General features: G+C 74.6%; 16 protein-coding genes. 11 read left to right on the top strand and 5 right to left on the bottom strand.

The annotated features are described in order from the left end of the window. The first annotated feature begins 178 nt into the window (after window positions 1-178). From ABT095_RS26295 to ABT095_RS26310, 4 genes are all read left to right on the top strand, one after another. Window positions 179-961, top strand: a complete 783-nt coding sequence (locus ABT095_RS26295) for a class I SAM-dependent methyltransferase (RefSeq protein ID WP_350531977.1) — start codon at window positions 179-181, stop codon at window positions 959-961. Window positions 962-1,176: 215 nt separating this feature from the next. Then, complete coding sequence (locus tag ABT095_RS26300; protein WP_350531978.1) at window positions 1,177-2,370, top strand: NAD(P)/FAD-dependent oxidoreductase; 1,194 nt, start codon at window positions 1,177-1,179, stop codon at window positions 2,368-2,370. Window positions 2,371-2,390: 20 nt separating this feature from the next. Continuing rightward, complete coding sequence (locus ABT095_RS26305; protein ID WP_350531979.1) at window positions 2,391-3,383, top strand: cucumopine synthase-related protein; 993 nt, start codon at window positions 2,391-2,393, stop codon at window positions 3,381-3,383. 92 nt (window positions 3,384-3,475) lie between these two features. Next, the gene (locus tag ABT095_RS26310) at window positions 3,476-4,897 is read left to right on the top strand and encodes an FAD-binding oxidoreductase (RefSeq protein ID WP_350531980.1); all 1,422 of its coding nucleotides are present in this window, start codon (window positions 3,476-3,478) and stop codon (window positions 4,895-4,897) included. Window positions 4,898-5,061: 164 nt separating this feature from the next. Here ABT095_RS26310 and ABT095_RS26315 read toward each other — a convergent pair whose 3' ends face one another. Beyond that, window positions 5,062-5,946, bottom strand: coding sequence for a LysR family transcriptional regulator (locus tag ABT095_RS26315; protein ID WP_350531981.1), 885 nt, complete (start codon window positions 5,944-5,946; stop codon window positions 5,062-5,064). A 77-nt stretch (window positions 5,947-6,023) separates the two neighbouring features. On the opposite strand from ABT095_RS26315, the gene ABT095_RS26320 reads away from it, so the two are divergent. Then, window positions 6,024-6,521, top strand: a complete 498-nt coding sequence (locus tag ABT095_RS26320; RefSeq protein ID WP_350531982.1) for an HAD domain-containing protein — start codon at window positions 6,024-6,026, stop codon at window positions 6,519-6,521. On the opposite strand, the gene ABT095_RS26325 is transcribed toward ABT095_RS26320, so the two are convergent. Together ABT095_RS26325 and ABT095_RS26330 are read right to left on the bottom strand one after the other, a co-directional pair. Beyond that, a complete protein-coding gene (locus ABT095_RS26325; RefSeq protein WP_350531983.1) occupies window positions 6,476-8,032 on the bottom strand; it encodes a class I adenylate-forming enzyme family protein in 1,557 nt (518 codons plus the stop codon). The two genes, ABT095_RS26320 and ABT095_RS26325, sit on opposite strands and share 46 nt — an antisense overlap. Window positions 8,033-8,213: 181 nt before the next feature. Beyond that, a complete protein-coding gene (locus ABT095_RS26330) occupies window positions 8,214-8,897 on the bottom strand; it encodes a DUF6426 family protein (protein ID WP_350531984.1) in 684 nt (227 codons plus the stop codon). Between the two features lie 232 nt (window positions 8,898-9,129). On the opposite strand from ABT095_RS26330, the gene ABT095_RS26335 reads away from it, so the two are divergent. From ABT095_RS26335 to ABT095_RS26355, 5 genes are all read left to right on the top strand, one after another. After that, window positions 9,130-10,101, top strand: coding sequence for an aldo/keto reductase (locus ABT095_RS26335; protein ID WP_350531985.1), 972 nt, complete (start codon window positions 9,130-9,132; stop codon window positions 10,099-10,101). Window positions 10,102-10,161: 60 nt separating this feature from the next. Continuing rightward, on the top strand, window positions 10,162-10,812 hold the full coding sequence (locus ABT095_RS26340) for a cysteine peptidase family C39 domain-containing protein (RefSeq protein ID WP_350531986.1): 651 nt from the start codon (window positions 10,162-10,164) through the stop codon (window positions 10,810-10,812). Window positions 10,813-10,823: 11 nt separating this feature from the next. Then, on the top strand, window positions 10,824-11,567 hold the full coding sequence (locus ABT095_RS26345; protein ID WP_502885012.1) for an APH(3') family aminoglycoside O-phosphotransferase: 744 nt from the start codon (window positions 10,824-10,826) through the stop codon (window positions 11,565-11,567). A 271-nt stretch (window positions 11,568-11,838) separates the two neighbouring features. After that, entirely contained in the window at window positions 11,839-13,392 is a 1,554-nt protein-coding gene (locus ABT095_RS26350) for an ATP-dependent DNA ligase (protein ID WP_350532005.1), read from the top strand. 56 nt (window positions 13,393-13,448) lie between these two features. Beyond that, window positions 13,449-14,642, top strand: a complete 1,194-nt coding sequence (locus ABT095_RS26355; RefSeq protein WP_350531987.1) for a serine hydrolase domain-containing protein — start codon at window positions 13,449-13,451, stop codon at window positions 14,640-14,642. Window positions 14,643-14,644: 2 nt separating this feature from the next. Here ABT095_RS26355 and ABT095_RS26360 read toward each other — a convergent pair whose 3' ends face one another. Together ABT095_RS26360 and ABT095_RS26365 are read right to left on the bottom strand one after the other, a co-directional pair. Beyond that, window positions 14,645-15,496 (bottom strand): SCO6745 family protein, encoded by an 852-nt coding sequence (locus tag ABT095_RS26360; protein WP_350531988.1) that lies wholly within the window; start codon window positions 15,494-15,496, stop codon window positions 14,645-14,647. 112 nt (window positions 15,497-15,608) lie between these two features. Further along, window positions 15,609-16,463 (bottom strand): SCO6745 family protein, encoded by an 855-nt coding sequence (locus ABT095_RS26365; RefSeq protein ID WP_350531989.1) that lies wholly within the window; start codon window positions 16,461-16,463, stop codon window positions 15,609-15,611. Between the two features lie 202 nt (window positions 16,464-16,665). Here ABT095_RS26365 and rpe point away from each other — a divergent pair, with 202 nt between their 5' ends. Then, complete coding sequence (gene rpe, locus ABT095_RS26370) at window positions 16,666-17,349, top strand: ribulose-phosphate 3-epimerase (protein ID WP_350531990.1); 684 nt, start codon at window positions 16,666-16,668, stop codon at window positions 17,347-17,349. Window positions 17,350-17,415: the final 66 nt, after the last annotated feature.

Consider the following 17,415-nt stretch of genomic DNA (forward strand, 5'->3'; position numbering starts at 1 on the left):
GATATTTCGTTCGGACGAGTGGGTTTCATTTTTGATCTGTGAGCGAACGGGTGAAACGGCCGTCGGTCGTTGAGCCATTGGTGGAATCTCTCTGGATTCGTGTGCTGACGGGCTGTTAGCTTCGGGCTGCTCCTCCGGGCTCGGGGGAGCGGGGACCCGAATCCGGAGGGAGGCCGCCATGGGCCGCTCTGACATCGAGCAGGGTGAATTCACCAACGACGAGAAGACCTGGGAGCGGTACTGGCGGGGCGTGCTCGAGGGCACGGTCTCCGAGCCGCCCTGGAATTGGGACGTCGCCGAGGCCGCGCCACCCTTCCACGCCGCCCGGGCCGCCTACTTCGGGGCGGATCTCCCGCTGATCGATCTCGGCTGCGGCGACGGTCTGCTGACTCGTCATCTGGCCCGGGACTTCCGCTCGGTGGTCGGGGTGGACGTGGCCGAGGCCGCCCTCGAGCGGGCCCGGCGGCTCAACCCGGCGCCCAACGTCGACTACGAGAAGCTGGACATCACCGATGTGGCCGGGGCCCGGGCGCTGCACGACCGGATCGGTGACGCCCATGTGCACCTGCGCGGAGTGCTGCACGCGATCGAGGAGCGGGACAGACCGACGGCGCTGGCCGCCGTCGCCGAGCTGGCCGGGGCCCGGGGCCGGGTCTTCGACATCGAGATGTCGCCCCGGCTGGACGAGGCGCAGCGCGAGGTGATGGCGCGCTTCGGCACACTGCCCGCCAGCATGGCGGCGGTCGGCGCCAGTGGGCTGCGGGCGCGGCGGATGAGTCTGGCCGAGCTGGCCGGGCTGTACGCGGCGGCCGGGTTCGAGGTGCTGATGACGGGTGAGACGGTGGGCCGCTCCGCGATGGAGCTGCCCGACGGGTCGCACTTCGGGTACCCGATGGTCTACCTGGTCGCCGGGCGGGAGCCTGGCAGTGGGGCCGACGGGCGCGCGGGCGCGGTGGGGTGAGGGGGTGCCGGATGACGTGGGGTCAGGTGAGCGGAGTGCGGACGAGCCGTCGGAGCGGGCGGCCCGGGGCGGTGTGGCGCCGGGTCCGGAGGAGACCGGCGGGCCGATGACGTGGGCGGCCGGTCCAGCTCGGCCGCCGGTCGGCGGTGGGCTCGGGCCCAGGCTGGTGCGCGGCGGGCCGCTGCGGTCGGTGCGGGCATGAGGGCGGCTCGGCCGTGAGGGCGGTCGCCGTCGTCGGTGGTGGGATCGTCGGGGCCTGTGCGGCCTTCCACCTCGCCCGGGCGGGCCTGCTGGTGCACTGCATCGAGGCCGGCGAGGTCGGCGGCGGCACCACGGCGGTGAGCTTCGCGCGGCTGAGTGCCTATCAGCAGCCCACCGCCACCCGGTTCCGGATCAGCAGCGAGGGGATCGCCGAGTACCGGGCGCTGGCCCGCCTGGTCGACCTGGAGCCGTGGTGGCACCGGAGCGGCAGCCTGGTGTGGGCCGACGCGGACGGCCGGGAGGCGCTGCACGAGCACGTCGAGCGGATGCGCGGCTGGGGCTACCAGGTGAGCTGGCGGTCGGCGGCCGAGGTCAACCGCTCGCTCGACCCGCAGGTCCGCTTCGCCGACCCGGCGGAGCCCGTCGCACTGCTGCCCGACGAGGGCTGGGTGGACGCTCCGGGCCTGGCCGGTGCGCTGCTCGCGGCCGCCGAGCGGCGCCACGGGCTGCTGCGGTGGCGCTGCCGGGCCGAGGCGCTGGTGGCGGGCGGCGGCGAGATCCGGGCGGTGCGGCTGGCCGACGGTACCGAGCTGCCGGTCGACGCCGTGGTCAACGCCGCCGGCGCCGGAGCGGCGGCGCTGGCCGCCGGGGTCGGCGTGCCGATGCTCCCGCCCGCGCGGCGCAGCGGTCTGGTGGTCGACCTGAAGACCTCCGCCGCGCCGCCCGTGGCCGTGCTGCGCGGCCCCGACCTGCACGCGCGGGCGGCCGGGCCCGGCCTGGTGCGGGTGCGGTCGGACCAGGTGGACGCCCTGCTCGGCCCGGCCCTCGGCCGGTCGGCCGACCACTCGGGTGACGGTTCGGGCGAGGGTTCGAGCGGGGGTTCGGCCGGCGGCCCGGGTGAGGGCCCGGCCGACGGCTTCGAGGTGCCGGAGGACTTGGTGGCCGACCTGCTGGCGCGCGCCCGCCGGAGCCTGCCGGGGCTGGCGGGGGCGGGCGTCGAGCGGGTGCGGGTCGGCACAGCCGTCTTCCCGGCCGACGGGCATCCGAGCGTGGGCGCCGTGCCGGCGGTCGGCGGGTACTTCGAGGCGTTGACCAACAGCGGCGTCACCGTCGGCCCGCTGATGGGCCGGCTGCTCGCCGAGTACGTGACGGGCGGCGAACCGCCCGAGCTGCTGGCCGAGTGCCGGCCGGACAGGTTGCGGGCGTGAGCGCGATGAGGAGGGCGAGCGTGCGGAGTGCGATGAGCGGGCGTGACCAGGGCGCCGGTGGGCTGCGGGAGCTGACGGACCGGCTGTGCACCGAGGAGCCGGTGGAGATCCGCCGGCTGCGGACGGGCACCCTCGCCCACCGGGCGGGCTCCTACGGCCAGTACTTCACCACCTGGGACTTGGCCAACGGCATCCTGCGCGACTACTCGATGAACCTCTACCAGTGGCTGCGGATCGCCGCCGACGAGACGCTGCCGGTCGGGCACGTGCTCACCATGCTGCGCACCGCCGACCCGGTCTACAGCACCTACCTGGGGTACAGCGGCTTCGAGACCCTGGCCCACGGTGCCGAGCGGCTGCTGCGCCGGGAGGACCACGACCGGGCCTCGCTGCTCGACGGGCTGGCGGAGCTGACGGGCTATGTGAACCGGCTGACGGCCTGGTCGCACCACGAGTTCCCCTGGCACCTGGGCGGTGAGCGGTACCGCTACCCGGAGGACGACGTGACGGCGCCGCCCTGCGCGTACACGCCCACTCCCGGCGGGGTCACCCCCGAGGGGCGGCCGGAGCGGCGGGTGCGGGTGGTCCTGCGCTGGGAGCCGCACGGCCTGGAGGCCGTCGGGGAGCTGGCGACGGACCTCAACGAGGAGCTCTGCCAGGAGTTCCTCGCTGCGCTGCCGTTCACCGTGCTGCAGGACCACGCGGTGGTCAGCGGCTGCACGATGTACGCCTGGACGCCGCTGGTCAGCCTGGCCCCGGCGCCGGTGACCGAGCGGATCTGCGACGCGCCGGACGGGCGGCTGCGGTACTCGATGGCCACCGGGAACAAGCTGGTGGTCCAGTACGGCCCGGCGAACGAGCCGCTGCGGGTGCCCGTGCTCGGGCAGGTGGTGCCGGAGGACCTGCCGGTGCTGCGGAAGGTGGGCGAGCTGGTCTGGGAGAGCACCTTCCGCAGCAAGGAGCCGGTCTGGCTGACCGTCGAGCGAGGCTGGCCCGCGGTGCCCTGTGCATAACTGGAGATTCTGGATCGCAGAGGAACTAGTTCTTGGACTTCTGATCCCTTCGGCGGTGAGGATGGCTGCAGATCGAGGGAGAGGAACCGGACGTGAGCGACCGTCAGCAGATCAGCACCGACACCGCCGAGGAGTTCGAGGCGGCTGTCGCAGCCTTGGCCGCCCGGGTCGACGGCCCCGTCCGCACGGCCGGGGACGCGGGCTACGACGAGGAGCGGACGGGCTACCAGACCTACGGCAACCACCGCCCGGCCGTGGTGGTCGGCGCCACCGGGCCGCAGGACGTCCGGGCCGCCGTCGAGTTCGGGGCGGCGCACGGCCTGCCGGTCGGGGTCCAGGGCACCGGGCACGCCCCGACCCTCCCCGCCGAGGGCGGCGTGCTGATCAGTACGCGCCGGATGGCCGAGGTCAAGGTCGATCCGGTGGCGCGCACCGCCTGGGTCGCTGCCGGAGCCGTGTGGCGGCAGGTGGTCGAGCAGACCGCGCCGCACGGGCTCGCACCGCTCAACGGCAGCGCCCCGGGCGTGGGCGTGGTCTCCTACACCCTCGGCGGCGGACTCGGCCTGCTCGCCCGCCGGTACGGCTACGCGGCCGACCACGTCCGCAGCATCGACGTGGTCACCGCCGACGGGCAGCTGCGCCACGTCACGGCCGACAGCGACCCGGACCTGTTCTGGGCGCTGCGCGGCGGGCGGGAGAACTTCGGGATCGTCACCGGCCTGGAGTTCGGCCTGGTGCCGGTCGCCGAGCTCTACGGCGGCGGGCTGTTCCTCGACGGCGAGCTGGCCGTCGAGGCGCTGCGGGTGTACCGCCGCTGGACGGAGACGGTGCCCGAGGAGATGACCTCCTCGATCGCCTTCGTCCCGTTCCCCGACGTCCCCGTGCTGCCCGCACCGCTGCGCGGCCGGTACCTGGTGCACATCCGGATCGCCTACCTGGGCGACGCCGGCCGTGGCTCCGAACTGGTCGCGCCACTGCGGGAGATCGGGCCGGTCGTCCTGGACGGACTGCGGGTGATGCCGTACGCGGAGTCGGGCTCGATCCACGCCGAGCCACCGCACCCCGCCCCGTACGTGGGGACGAACGTGCTGCTGCGCGGGCTGGACGACGAGCTCTGCCGGGAGGTGCTGGAGCTGACCGGGCCGGCGGCCGAGGTGACCTCGATCGTGGAGATCCGGCACCTGGGCGGGGCGCTGGCCGCGCCGCCGGCGGTGGCCAACTCGGTGGGGCACCGCGGGGCCGCGTACCTGCTCGGGGTGCTGAACAAGGTCGGGCCGCAGGATCCGGTCGAGGTGCTGAGGGCCGCGCAGGCGCGGCTGGTCGCGGCGGCGGAGCCGCAGGCGCAGGGAAAGATGCTCAATTTTCTTAACGGCGGGGATGCAACCCCGGAGCGGGTTCGGCTGTCGTACGAGGTGAAGGACTATGGGCGGCTCCAGAAACTCAAGGCCGCCTACGACCCGGCCAACCTGTTCCGGCTGGGTCACAACATTCCGCCGGTCGGCGCTCGGTCCTGAGCGCGGCCGTCCGGGTGAAGCAGGGCCGCCCGCTGTGAGGGAGGCCCGGTGCGGGCCTCCTGTGGGGGAGGTTCCCGCGTTCGGCGTGGCCGCGCCCCCACCGTCCCGGGGTGCGGCCGCGCCGCCGCGTCCCGTCTGCGGGAGTTAGGGCCGGCGGACCGGCGTCAGCGGACGGGGGCGAAGGCCTGCCGGCAGAAGGCGAGCAGGGAGCGCAGGGCGACGTTGCCGGTGCCGTGCCAGACCAGGGCGAGCAGGGCCGGGATCTCGACGTCCTCGAGCGGCAGGACGGCCAGCTTGCCGTCCTGGACGGCCGTCATCGACTCCGAGAGGATCGCGACGCCCAGGCCGCGCGCCGCCAGATCGGCCACCGTGGTCGGGGCGCCGGCCTGCAGGGCGATCTCGGGGCGGGTGCCGAGAGCGGCGCAGGCGCGGTCGAAGACGGTGCGGGTGCCGGTGCCCTTGGGCAGGCAGACCACCGGATAGGCCGTCAGGTCGGCCAGCCTGGCCCGGCGCTGTTCGGCCAGCGGGTGGCCGAACGGGACGGCGGCCACCAGGCGTTCGCTGACGATGACGAGCGAGTCGAGCCCCTGCGGCGGCTCGTCGGCGGCGCCGACCAGGGCGAGGTCGAGCGCGCCGCTGCGCACCTGCTCGATCAGCCGCTCCGAGTTGTCCTCGACCAGGCAGAGCTCGATGCCGGGGTGCTCGCGGTGGAACTCGGCGAGGGCGTCGAACAGCGGCGTCACCGTGCAGGCCGTGACCATCCCGACCACCAGCCGCCCCCGGACCAGGCCGTTCACCTCGTCCACCGCCTGCCGGACGGCGGACACGGCGGCGAGTGCGGCCCGGGCGTGCGGCAGCGCCGCCGCGCCGGCCGTGGTCAGCCCGGCCGTCCGGCCCGAGCGGTCGATCAGGGTGGCGCCGAGGTCGTGCTCGAGCTGGCGGATCTGGGCGCTGATGCCGGGCTGGCTGACGTGGGTGCGTTCGGCGGCCCGGGTGAAGCTGCCCTCCTCCGCCACCGCGATGAAGTACTCCAGCTGCCTCAGTTCCATGGCCCGCGATTCTAGGGCCTGTCCGGCCGACGGGTTTGATCTTGTCAGTGGGGCACCGGGTCGGGCAGTGTGGTCGGGTGACTGGTACCGCGCTGCTGTTCCTGGACGTTGACGGGCCGCTGATTCCGTTCGGCGGGGCGGGGTACCGGACGTATCCGGTGGCCGCCGGGGGCAATCCGCTGCTGGGGCGGCTCGACCCGGCCCACGGGGTGTGGTTGGCGGGGCTGCCCTGTCAGGTGGTGTGGGCGACCACCTGGGAGGAGGAGGCGAACGCGGTGCTCGGGCCGTTGCTCGGGCTGCCGGCGTTGGCGGTGGTGCGGTGGCCGGAGCCCTCGGAGCTGGACGAGGAGGACGAGCGGGCGGGGCTGCACTGGAAGACGCGGGCGGTGGTGGAGTGGGCGGCGGGGCGGCCGTTCGTCTGGGTCGACGACGAGACGACGGCGGCGGACCAGGCGTGGGTGGCCGGGCACCACGCGGGCGCCGCGCTGGTGCACCGGGTGGACGCCGGGGTGGGGCTGACGGCGGCGGACTACCGGGTGGTCGAGTCGTGGTTGGGGGAGTACGGCGGGGTCTGACGGCTGGTCAGGGCCGCCGCGCGCAGGGCGTGGCGGTCGGGGTGGCCCTTGGCGGTGAGGGGGAGGGCCCGCAGGAGGGCGATGGTGGTGGGCTCGTGGAAGGGGCCGAGGGTGCGGCGGACCAGCGCCCGGAGCTCCTGCACCGTGACGGGGGCGTGGGCGACCACGGCGGCGTGGACGGTCTCGCCGGTGCGCTCGTCCGGGAGGCCGAGGGCCGCGGCGCGGGTGACGGCGGGGTGGCCGTGCAGAGCCTCCTCGACCTCGCTGGTGTAGACGTTGTAGCCGTCCACGATGATCATGTCGTCCGCCCGGTCGGCGAGGAGGAGACGGCCCTCGGGGTCGAGTCGGCCGAGGTCGCCGGTGCGCAGCCAGCCGTCGCGCAGGACCTCGGCGGTGGCCTCGGGCCGGTGCAGGTAGCCGGTCATGACGGCCGGGGTGCGGGCCCAGATCTCGCCGACGTGGTCGGGCGGCAGGGGGCTGCCGTCGGCGGCCCGGATCTCCAGGTGGACGCCGGGGAACGGCCGACCGGCCGAGCGGAGCAGCTCCGGGGTGTGTTCGGCCGTCCCGAGGGTGGTGAGGAACCCGCACTCGCGCTGCCCGTACACGTGCAGCAGCCGGGGCCCGAAGGCGCCGAGCGCGTCGCGGACGGTGTGCGCCGAGGCCGGGGCACTGCCGTACTCGATCTGGCGCAGCGAGGGCAGCCGGGGCGGCCGACCGCCGCACTCGGCGACCAGCTCGGCGAGCAGGTTCGGGTAGCAGAGGAAGTAGCTGATCTCCTCCTGGGCGGCGGTCTCCAGGATCCGGCCGGGGGTGGCGTCGTCCAGGAGAACGGCGGTGCCGCCGGCGGCGAGGGTCCAGAACACGTTCTCGCCCGCGACCGACTCGAGCGAGCCGTGCAGGAGGAAACGGCGCGGCTCGGGCCCATGGAGCCAGCGCTCCATCCGCAGCCATTCGGCGATGGTCGCGTAGCTGTGGACGGCGGCCTTGGGGGTGCCGGTGGTGCCGCTGGTGTACATGATCTGGGCGGGAGCATGCTCGGGCACGGCAGCGGGCGCGGGCGCGGCGGTGGGGGCGGTGGCGGCCAGCGCGAGCAGATCACGGGTGGGCAGACCGGGCCGGGCGGGGCCGAGCGAGAGCACCAAGGGCGGATCGATGAGGGCGAGAGTGGCGAGGGCCGGGGTCTGCAGGTCGGGGGAGTAGATCAGTGCCCGCGGAGCGACCGCGCGGAGCACGGTGGCGTGCAGGGCCGGAGCCAGCGGAGGCTGGAGCTGTAGGTAGCAGCCGCCCAGCAGATGGACGGCGAGCCTGGTCACCACGGCCTCGGGCGAGCTGACGGTCAGACAGGCGACGGTGTCGCCCGGGCCGAGACCGAGTGCGCCCAGGGCGTGGGCGGTGCGGAGGACGGCGTCCAGGACCTCGCCGTGGCGCAGCCGGCGGCCCTGGTGGACGAGCGCCTCGCGGCCGGGGTCGGCCCGGAGCCCGGCGAGGACGGCGGAGAGGTATCGGCTCATGACGCCATCGTGGCGGAGCTTCCGTGCGGCGCCGGGCATGTCGCGTCGTGTGCGGAGAGATTCGTCCGGCGGTGCTGGATCAGGCCGGGGAGGGCAGGCAGCTCGGCCAGGGCCGAGCAGGGGTTGCGCGGTGCCGGCGCGACGGCCCCCCGACCGTCGCGCCGGCACCGTTGATGGGTGGTCAGCAGCGGGTGGTGGCGACGGTGTTGGTCGGTTCCTGGACCACGACGGGCACGTCGAGTGTGCTGCCGTCCGCCCGGGGGACCTTCACCACGTAGACCACGTTCTGGTACTCGACGTTCACGGCCCAGCCCTCGCCGGGGTAGACCGTCGCGTTGACGGTGGTGGAGCGGGTGATCTTCGTGTTGAACGTCTTGCCGATCGAGCCGGAGAGGATCTTCAGGACCGACAGGTCGACGTTGCCCTGGGTCGTGTTCTGCACCTCGTAGTCGACCTTCTGGTTGATCGTCTCCGAGTGCGTCGTTCCGTTGTACTCGCAGTTCTGGCGGACCCAGACCTTCGACACGACGGTCATCTTGTACGAGCCGCCGGCCGGGACGATGTTCCAGTTCGGCGGGAGGGAGGCCCGCCAGTGCAGCGGGTCGAAGACGCTCATGTCGACCGGCGGCATGTCCAGTGGCGGGTGGGAGATGACCACCTCCGGCGCCTCCGGGAACTGGTGCCCGCCGACGGGCCCCTCGCTGATGTTCTCGAAGCCGTTGTCGTCGAGGGGAATGTAGTGGGAGCCGGGGCAGTCCGTCTCGATGTTCTCGCAGTCCGCGAAGGCCGGGGTCGAGAAGGCGGCCGTGCCGGCGAGGAGGGCGGCGGCGGTGCCGAGTGCCGCCAGGGTGGTCCTGAGCCTCATGGTTCTCTCCAAGGGGACTTCGGTGGCCCGGGCTGCGGGCCGCTCTGGGAGAGACGATGGCAGGGGCATGCGGAACAGAGCCAGGGTGAATCATAGATATCGTCACGTTAGCTGATATGAATATGAGCAGGTGGCGGGATTGGCGGAAACCGTACTGGCGGGGGCGGCAGTTGGGCCGTCCGGGGGTCAACTCGCTGGACAGGCGCGGTTGGTACGGAAGAGGCTGGCCGTCATGGAGTACACCCACCTCGGCCGGACCGGCCTGACCGTCTCCCGCCTGTGCCTCGGCACCATGAACTTCGGCCCGCACACCGAGGAGGCCGATGCCCATCGGATCATGGACACCGCCCTCGAGCACGGCATCAACTTCTTCGACACCGCCAACGTCTACGGCTGGGGCGAGAACAAGGGCCGCACCGAGGAGATCATCGGCAGCTGGTTCGCCAAGGGCGGCGGCCGCCGGGAGAAGACCGTGCTGGCCACCAAGGTCTACGGGGACATGGGCGACTGGCCCAACGAGGGCAGACTCTCCGCGCTCAACATCCGCCGGTCCGTCGAGGCCAGCCTGCGGCGGCTGCGCACCGACCACATCGACCTGTACCAGATGCACCACGTGGACCGTGCCACGCCCTGGGAGGAGATCTGGCAGGCGATGGAGGTGCTGGTCGCCCAGGGCAAGATCATCTATGTCGGGTCCAGCAACTTCGCGGGCTGGCACATCGCCCAGGCCCAGGAGGCCGCCCGCTCGCGCAACTTCCTCGGCCTGACGAGTGAGCAGTCGCTCTACAACCTGCTCGAGCGCAGCCTGGAGCTCGAGGTGATCCCCGCCGCCGAGTACTACGGCCTCGGGCTCATCCCGTGGTCGCCGCTGCACGGCGGGCTGCTCGGGGGTGTGCTGCGCAAGGAGAGCGAGGGCGTCCGGCGTGCCTCCGGCCGGGCGGCCGACACGCTGGCCGCCCGGCGCGAGCAGCTGCAGGCCTACGAGGACCTGGCGGCGGAGCTCGGCCACGAGCCGGGCGACGTGGCGCTGGCCTGGCTGCTCTCGCGCCCGGCCGTGACGGCGCCGATCGTCGGGCCGCGCACGCTGGAGCAGCTGACCGCCGCCGTCCGGGCGGTGGGGCTGACGCTCGACCAGAAGACGCTGGACCGCCTGGACGAGATCTTCCCCGGGCACCGGACCGCGCCGGAGGACTACGCCTGGTAGTGGGTGGACGACCGGCCCGGCTGACGGGGCTCGGCGCCGGGGGTCTGTCAGAATGCCGGGGTGCCGCAGAGCGAAGACGTGACAGTCCACCAGGTGCCCTACTACGCCCAGTGGGAGTCGCCCGAGCTCGTGCCCGACATCCTGGCCGGGACCTGCCTGGCGGCGGAGGACCCCCGGTGGGAGCAGTCCGGGGCGGCCGATCCGGAGGAGTACGAGTACTGGTCCTGGCGGGTGTGCGGGATGGCCTGCCTGCGGATGGCGCTCGACCACTGGTGGGGGGTGGCCCCGCCCGCGGTGACGCTGGCCGAGGAGGCCCGGGCCGCCGGGGCGTACGTGCGGCACGAGGACGGGCGGCTCGACGGCCTGCTGCACGTGCCGTTCGCGGCGTACGCGCGGGAGCGGTGGGGGCTCGCCGCCGAGGCGCGCTCGCCGCTGCCGCCGGAGGAGCTGCCCGGCCTGCTGGCCGAGGGGCGCCTGGTGATGCTCTCGGTGCACCCCTCGATCCGCACCCTGCACCCCCAGCCGCCCCGGCAGGGCGGGCACCTGGTGCTCGCGGTGGGCGCCACCCCGCAGGAGCTGCTCATCCACAACCCGTCCGGCTTCCCGGACGGCTCGCAGAAGTTCGCCCCCGTGCCGTGGGAGGACCTGCCCCGGTTCTACGCTGGCCGGGGCATCGTGCTGGGCCCGCACGAGCGGGCGGCGGCCGGGTAGGTTCGGCTGCTGTGACACAGATGGTCGAGCAGTTGAAGCGGCGGTACGACCGGCACGAGTGGGAGCCGGTGACGATGGGGATGTCCGGGGCCGGGGTCTGGCGGCTGACCGGGCCGGTGTCGTACTTCCTGAAGGCCGGGGCGGGGGTCGCCCAGGAGGCGGCGCGGGCTGCCTGGCTGGCCGGGCAGGGGCTGCCGGTGGCCGAGGTGGTCGACCACGGGGCGGACGAGCACGGCGAGTGGGTCCTGACCACCGCGCTGGGCGGGCGTTCGGCGGGGGAGCCCTGGCCGGCCCGGCAGCGGGACGGGGTGACCGAGGCGCTGGCCTCGGTGGCGCGGGCGCTGCACACGCTGCCGGTGGCGCAGTGCCCGTTCGACCGGCGACTGGCGGTGACCCTGCCGCTGGCCCGCGCGGCGGTGGCGGACGGGGCGGCCCAGTCGCCGTCGCTGCTCGGGCGGCTGGAGGCCACCCGGCCGGCGGAGGAGGACCTGGCGGTCTGTCACGGGGACTTCTGCGTGCCGAACGTGCTGCTCGATCCGGACACCCTGGCGGTGACCGGCCTGGTCGACCTCGGCCGGCTGGGGGTGGCCGACCGCTGCGCGGACCTCGGCCTGATGACCCGCAGCCTCGCGGACCGGCGGCTGAACCCGCAGTACGGCGGGCCGGCGGCCGCGGAGCGGTTCCTCGCGGCGTACGGCGGTGAGGTGGCGGAGGAGCGGCTGGCGTACTACCGGCTGCTGGACGAGTTCGCGTAGGGCTGGGTCGCCGGCAGCGCCGAGTGGGGTGGGGCGGGAGAGAAGCGACTCCGGGCGGGACGGGGGGAGGCGGATCGCTTCGGCCGGGACCGGGGGAGGCGGATCGCTTCGGCCGGACGGCGTGCCGCGGGGGCGGTCGGGGGTCGGGGGTCGGTCGCGGGGTGCCCGCATCGGCCTGCGGCCGCCCGCCGCCCCGGGTGGGTCAGGCGGGGTGCGGGGGCTGCCAGGGCGGGTGAGCATGGAGGCCGGTGCGGACGGACTGGAGGCCTGCGTGCTGCTGGAGCGGCTGGCGCAGACGTCGCGGGCGGTGGCCGGGACGGCGGCGCGGAACGAGAAGGTGGCGCTGCTGGCGGACTGTCTGCGGGAGGTGGGGGCGGCGGAGATCCCGGCGGCGGTGGCGCTGCTGTCGGGGGAGTCGCGGCGGCTGCGGGTCGGGGTCGGGTACGCCGGGCTGCAGGAGCTGCCGGGGGCGGCGGCGGTGGCGAGTCTGGGGGTGGGGGAGGCCGAGGCGGCGCTGGTGGAGCTGGCGGCGGTGCACGGTACGGGTTCGCAGGCCGAGCGGCACCGGCTGCTGGGGGAGCTGTTCGGGCGGGCCACCTTGATCGAGCAGGACTTCCTGCGGGCCGTGCTGGTCGGCGAGCTGCGCCAGGGGGCGTTGGACGCGGTGATGGCCGAGGCGGTGGCCAAGGCCGCCGGAGTGCCGGCCGCCACGGTGCGGCGGGCGCTGATGTTCCGGGGCTCCGCCAAGGCCGTGGCCGCCGCGGCACTGGCCGGCGGGGTCGGGGCGCTGCGCGCCTTCGGGCTCGAACTCGGCCGCCCCGTCCGGCCGATGCTCGCCGCCTCCGCCCCGGACGTGGCGGCCGCGCTGGAGCGCACCGGCCAGGCGGCGCTGGAGTGGAAGCTGGACGGGATCCGGGTGCAGGTGCACCGGGACGGCGAGCGGGTGCGGGTGTTCACCCGCAGTCTGGACGAGATCACCGAGCGGGTGCCCGAAGTGGTCGAGGCAGCCCGGGAGTTGGCGGTGGAGACGGCGGTCCTCGACGGGGAGGCGATCGCGCTCGGGCCGGACGGGCGCCCGCGCCCGTTCCAGGTGACCGCCGCCCGGACGGCCTCCCGGCAGGACCCGCAGCGGCTGCGCGCCGAGACCCCGCTGCGGGTGTTCTTCTTCGACCTGCTGCACCGGGACGGCACCGATCTGATCGACCGGCCCGGTGCGCAGCGGTGGGAGGAACTGGCCTCGGTCACACCGGAGTTGCTGCGGGTGCCGCGACTGGTGACCGAAGACGCCGGGCAGGCGCAGGAGTTCTTCGAGAGCGCGCTGGCACACGGGCACGAGGGCGTGGTGGTCAAGGAGTTGGGCACCACGTACCAGGCCGGGCGGCGCGGGGCCGGGTGGATCAAGGTCAAGCCCCGGCACACGCTGGACCTGGTGGTGCTGGCCGCCGAGTGGGGCAGCGGGCGGCGCCGGGGGCGGCTCAGCAACCTGCACCTGGGCGCGCGTGGCGAGGGCGAGCCGGGGCTCGGCCCCTGGGTGATGCTCGGCAAGACCTTCAAGGGCCTCACCGACGAGCTGCTGGCCTGGCAGACCGAGCAGTTGCTCGCCCGCGAGACCGGCCGGGAGGAGAGCCGGGGCGCGGCGGTGGTCCGGGTGCGGCCCGAGCTGGTGGTCGAGATCGCCTTCGACGGACTGCAGCGCAGCCCCCGCTACCCCGCCGGGCTGGCCCTGCGCTTCGCCCGGGTGGTGCGCTACCGGCCGGACAAGCGGCCCGAGGAGGCCGACACGATCGGCGCCGTCCGGGCCTTGGCAGCGCTGGAGCCGCAGTGACGGCGCGGCTGTCGGCGGGTAGGCGTACGGTGCGCGCTGGGAGAGAGGTGGGGCCGATGGCAGGGTTCGACGAGCAGCGGCTGGGGCGGCTGCGGGTGGCGATGGAGCGGCATGTCGAGGCGGGCGCGCTGCCCGGGCTGGTCGCGCTGGTCAGCCGGGGTGACGAGACGCGGGTCGAGGCGGTCGGCCGGGCGAGCTTCGACGGGCCGCCGATGCGGCGGGACACCGTGTTCCGGATCGCCTCGATGACCAAGCCGGTGACCGCCGCGGCCACGCTGATGCTGGTGGAGGAGTGCCTGCTGCGGCTGGACGACCCGGTGGACGAGCTGCTGCCCGAGCTGGCGGGGCGGCGGGTGCTGCGCGGCCTCGACAGCGAGCTCGACGACACCGTCCCCGCCCACCGGGCCATCACGCTGCGGGACTTGCTGACCTTCCGGATGGGATTCGGCGTGGTGATGGCCCCGCTGGGGACGTACCCGATCCAAGCCGCCATGTTCGACGCCGGGTTGATGCCGGGCGCCGTGCCGCCCACGCTCTCGCCGGAGGAGTGGCTGCGCGGGCTCGGGGAGCTGCCGCTGATGCACCAGCCCGGCGAGGTCTGGCAGTACCACACCGGCTCCGACGTGCTCGGCATCCTGATCGAGCGGGCCGTCGGCAGACCGCTGGGGGAGGTGCTGCAGGAGCGGATCTTCGGGCCGCTCGGGATGCGGGACACCGGCTTCCAGGTGCCCGCCGGTTCGCTCGACCGCCTCCCGACCGCGTACCGGCCCGACCGGGCGGGCAGCCTGACCGCGTACGACTCGCCGGCGGACAGCGGCTGGGCCCGCCCGCCGGTCTTCGCCTCCGGCGGGGGCGGGCTGGTGTCGACGGCCGACGACTACCTGGCGTTCTGCCGGATGCTGCTGGCCAAGGGCCGTACACCGGAAGGGCAGTTGCTCTCCCGGCCCTCGGTCGAGCTGATGACCACCGACCAGTTGACGGCCGCCCAGCGCGCCGCCGCCCCGCTGTTCTTCGGGGCGGGCGGCGCGGAGCGGGGCTGGGGCATGGGCTGCGGGATCACCCTGCGCCGCCACGAACTCTGGGGCTCCCCGGGCCGGTTCGGCTGGGACGGCGGCGCCGGCACCTCCGGCTACACCGATCCGGCCGAGGGCCTGATCGGCGTGCTGCTGACCCAGCGCGCCATGACCTCCCCCGAACCCCCGGCGCTCTTCCGGGACTTCTGGACGGCGGCGTACCAGGCGATCGACTAGCGTCAGTTGTCGGGCAGGCCGATCGGGTTGAGGGCCGGCAGGTCGGCCCGGCAGGCGGTGGAGATCGGGGTCAGGGCGGCGGCGAGCTGGTCGAGTTCGGCGCGGTGGAAGCCGGACCAGACGCGGGCGGCGGCGAGGTCGGTGGCGGCTTCGAGGGCCTGGTGGCGCTGGCGGCCTTCGGGGGCGAGGGTGCCGTCCGGGGTGAGCCAGCCGCGGGCGGTCAGGCGAGCGGCGGCGGCGTCCCACTCCTGGTCCGTCCAGCCGCGGTGGGGCTGGAGCTGCTCGCGGCGGCCGTCCAGCGCCGCGCGGACCACCAGCGCCTCGCAGCCGTCGAGCCCCTCGGTGAGCAGCGCCGAGACGTGCCCGTCGCCCCGGTGCTCGCGCAGCACGGTGGTGGCGTGCCAGAGGCGGGCGAGGCTGCCCTCGGGGCGGGGGAGTGCGGCGTTCGCGGCCGCCAGCACGCGCCCGCCGCAGTCCAGCCCGTCCACCGCGCGCTCGAGCAACTCGACCGAGCAGTGGATCAGTTCGGGCTTTACCCCGGTCAGCAGCCGCTCCAGCGCTCCCGCCGCGCCGTCGATCCGGGCGGTCAGGGCCGCCTCGGGCGTGGCCCGCTGCCACACGTCCGGCAGGGCCCGCTCGACCATGCCCGGGGCGAAGTTGAAGAACGCGGCGATCACCGGGGTCGCGTCCACCGCGCCGAGCGGCGCCGAGCGCCCCGCGAAGTAGCCGCGCCAGTAGCCGCGCAGGCCCGCTGCCTCGTAGGCCGCCCGGCCCTCGGGGGAGAAGTAGGTGAGGGCGTGCACCGGCTCGAAGAGCCACCAGAGTGCGCGGGCGGGGTGGACGAGTTCGGCCATCGGGAACCTCTCGGGCTGTGGTGAAGGTGTGGCTGTGGTGCTGGGCCTTGCGCTCCTGCTGGGCTTCGAGCTCCGAGCTACCCGGAACCGCCGCGCGCCAACCGGCCGGAGGCTACTGCCGCACGGGCGGCATGGCGAGCGGGTTGAGCGGCATCTGGTCGCGGCAGAGGGCCGCGATCGGGGTCAGGGCGGTGGTCAGGTGGTCGAGTTCGGCCTGCGGCAGGCTCTGCCACACCCGGCCGGCGGCCAGGTCGGTGGCGGCCTCGAGGGCCTGGCGGCCTTGGCGGCCCTCGGGGGTGACGGTGCCGTCCGGGGTGAGCCAGCCACGGGCGGTCAGGCGGGCGGTGGCCGCCGCCCACTCCTGGTCCGTCCACCCGCGCATCGGCTGGAGCACCTCGCGGCGGGCGTCCAGCGCGCAGTGCAGCACCGGCGCCTCGCAGCCGTCGAGACCGGCGGCGACTAGGGCGGCCACATGGCCGTCGCCCCGGTGCTCGCGCAGCAGGTTCGCGGCCTGCCACAGCCGTCCGTACAGGTCGGCCGGGCGGGGCAGTGCCGCGTTGGCGGCGGCCAGCACCCGGCCGGTGCAGTCCAGCCGGGCCGCGGCCTGCTCCAGCGCGGCGGCCGCCGCCTCGACCTGCTCGGGCGCGACCGGCGCGAGGATCCGGGCGAGCGCCGCCGCCGAGCCCTCGGCGCGGGCGGCCAGCACCTGGGCGGGGCTCGCGTGCGTCCAGACGCTCGGCAGGGCCTCCGTCAGCATCCCCGGAGCGAAGCTGAAGAAGGCGGCGATCACCGGCGGGGCGTCCAGCGCGCCGAGCGGCGCCGAGCGGGCGGCGAAGTAACCGCGCCAGCTGCCGTCCAGCCCGATCGCCTCGAAGGCCGCCCGGCTCTCGGGCTGGAGGAAGGTGACGGCGTAGACCGGCTCGTAGAGCCGCCACAGCGCGCGGGCGAGGGGGACGCGGTCGGACATCGGGGGCCTTCCTCGGGGCGGCGTGGGTCGACGCAGTGCTGATGACCACGGCGACGGCCCCGTTAACCCTGACCGGGCTGTGATGACGATCACCCGGGGGCGGCGGGTGCGGTGGCCGGTGCCCCGGCGCGGGATGATGGGGCGAGGTGCCCGTTCGCCCCGGCACCCTAGCCCTCACGCCCTCGCACGAAGGTAGTCGGTCATGGCCCAGATCAGCCCCAGCATTCTCTCCGCCGATTTCGCCCGGCTCGCCCAGGAGGCCGATGCCGTCCGGGGTGCGGACTGGCTGCACGTCGACGTGATGGACAACCACTTCGTGCCCAACCTGACCCTGGGCGTGCCGGTGGTCGAGTCGGTGGCCCGGGCCACCGGCACCCCGCTCGACTGCCACCTGATGATCGAGCAGCCGGACCGCTGGGCCCCGCAGTACGTCGAGGCGGGCGCCGGCTCGGTAACCTTCCACGTGGAGGCCGCCGCCGCGCCCGTCCGCCTCGCCCGGGAGATCCGGGCCAAGGGCGCCCGCGCCTCGATGGCACTCAAGCCGGCCACCCCGATCGAGCCGTACGAGGACCTGCTTCCCGAGCTGGACATGGTGCTGATCATGACCGTCGAGCCCGGCTTCGGCGGCCAGTCCTTCCTCGACATCATGCTGCCCAAGATCCGCCGCACCCGGGAGCTGATCGGCAAGCACGGCCTCGACCTCTGGCTGCAGGTGGACGGCGGCGTCTCCGCCTCGACCATCGAGCGCTGCGCCGAGGCGGGCGCGGACGTGTTCGTGGCCGGTTCGGCGGTGTACGGCGCGGCGGACCCGGCGGCGGCCGTACGGGGGCTGCGGGCGCAGGCGGAGGCCGCGACGGCGAAGGCGCCGTGGGCCTGCGCGCACTGACGCCCTGTCCTGGGCTTGGGCGACTCTGACGGGGTCGGGGGCGTGCGCTTCGTGTTCGGTGGGTGT

The organism is Kitasatospora sp. NPDC002227, assembly GCF_040296285.1.
GTDB lineage: Bacteria > Actinomycetota > Actinomycetes > Streptomycetales > Streptomycetaceae > Kitasatospora.